This is a genomic window from Psychrilyobacter sp., assembly GCF_049671765.1.
In the GTDB taxonomy this organism is placed as follows: Bacteria; Fusobacteriota; Fusobacteriia; order Fusobacteriales; family Fusobacteriaceae; genus Psychrilyobacter.
Genome location: NZ_JBATVM010000300.1, coordinates 1 through 1,796 on the forward strand (window position 1 = coordinate 1; position 1,796 = coordinate 1,796).

The 1,796-nt window shown below is 26.3% G+C and carries 2 protein-coding genes; both read left to right on the top strand.

The window, feature by feature from the left end; all coding sequences use genetic code 11:
* Positions 1 to 436: 436 nt before the first annotated feature.
* A complete protein-coding gene (locus WBG30_RS13885; protein ID WP_424505251.1) occupies positions 437 to 1,453 on the top strand; it encodes an RNA-binding domain-containing protein in 1,017 nt (338 codons plus the stop codon).
* 71 nt (positions 1,454 to 1,524) lie between these two features.
* Positions 1,525 to 1,758 carry a hypothetical protein gene (locus WBG30_RS13890; RefSeq protein ID WP_424505252.1) on the top strand — a complete coding sequence of 78 codons (234 nt, stop codon included), beginning with the start codon at positions 1,525 to 1,527 and terminating at the stop codon, positions 1,756 to 1,758.
* Positions 1,759 to 1,796: the final 38 nt, after the last annotated feature.

A 1,796-nucleotide genomic window follows, 5' to 3' on the forward strand; every position in this document is an offset into this window, starting at 1 on the left:
GGGATTGGATGTAAAATATATATTTTCTATACTAAAAAAAAGAAATGTTTTACATGTAATAGAGAGTTAATCGATTAATTATTGATTTGAAAGTTCCTCAATAATTCTTTTGTAACTTTCAAAATAGATATCAATAAAATAAAGCTTAGAAAGACAGTATAAATTTACTGTCTTTTTATTTAGTATTATTTCTTATTCTGTCTTCGATTTTCTTTAAATTTTGTCCGCGATTATTTTGTTATTTAGAAAATAAAGAAGTTAAAGTGTATGAAAAAAGAGTATCAATTTTATTCTACAGATAAAAGCCCACAAGTTGTGGACTTTTTAAAAGGAAAATTTTTTAAAAAAAAGAGTATCAATTTTGAGAATCCTTTACTTATATTTATGTTATAATAAAATAAATATAAATTTATGAAAAAAATAGAAGGTGAAAAAATTGAAATTAGAAGATGAAATAAAATTAGGAGAAAGTAAGGTTTTAGAATTTAAACAAAAACTACCCAATAATCAGAGTATCGCTAAATCTATAATTGCTTTTTCTAATACGGCAGGTGGTAAATTAATTATCGGTGTTGATGATAATAGAAATATTGTTGGTATTGAAGGTGATATTTTTGATATTCAAGATAAAATATCTTCTATTCTCTATGAAAGTTGTTATCCTAATATAATCCCTGAAATCTATACTAAAAATATAGAAGGTCTAATAATATTGGTTATAGAGGTTCATAAGGGAAATTTAGTTCCATATTATCTAAAGTCTCAAGGGAAAAATAACGGAACCTATATAAGATTAGGAGCTACCAATAGAAAGGCTAGTTTTGAAAACATAATAGAATTAGAGAGACAAAGAAGAAATATCACCTTTGATGAGGATATAAACTATGATTATGAACTTGATACTTTAAATTTAGAACCTTTAAAGAAGGTATTTAATAAATTTAAAAAGGAACTCACGGAAGAAAAACTGATAACATTGAAATTAATTAAAGTTGAAAATGGTAATAAATATCCAACTAACGGCCTCCTAATAATACTTGGTATTTTAGAAAATGTTTCCACAAAGTGTAGCCGATTTAAAGGAAACACTATGGAGATATTTTTAGATAAAAAAGAATATAGTGAGGATCTATTTACTCAACTAGAAAGCATAGAAATATTTATAAAAAACCATTTAAACCTTAGAGGTGAGATTAAAGGTCTTCAAAGGATAGATACCTATGAGATTCCAGAAGTAGCGATAAGAGAAACATTGATTAATGCCGTTGTCCATAGGGACTACACCAACCTAGGAAGAGATATCAAAGTAGCTATCTATGATAATAAGATAGAAATTGTTTCTCCAGGAGGATTACCTAATGGGTTAACTAATGAAGATATCTTTACAGGAAGGTCTGAGGTAAGAAATAGGGTGGTTGCCAGAGTGTTCAAAGAATTAAATTATCTTGTTTAAAGGCAGGGTTAAAAGAGCCATTTATAGAAGAGATAAATGATTTTGTAGGAGTCCGATTATTTAGAAATGAATTGGTCACGACGGATTACGACGGATTAAAGACGGATTACGACGGATTAGAAAAAGAGTTTAAAATCATATTAGATTATTTAATGACAAATAATACTATCCAAACAAAAATAGTAAAAGAAAAATTAGATATAATGGATACAAAAGCTAAAGAAATTTTAAAAGAGATGATAAAAAAAAATCTTATAGAAAAAAAAGGAAAAGGTAGTGCAACTCATTATATTATAAAAAAATAAAAGGTTTTTTCAAAATTGTACAGTTATATCAATAAAAA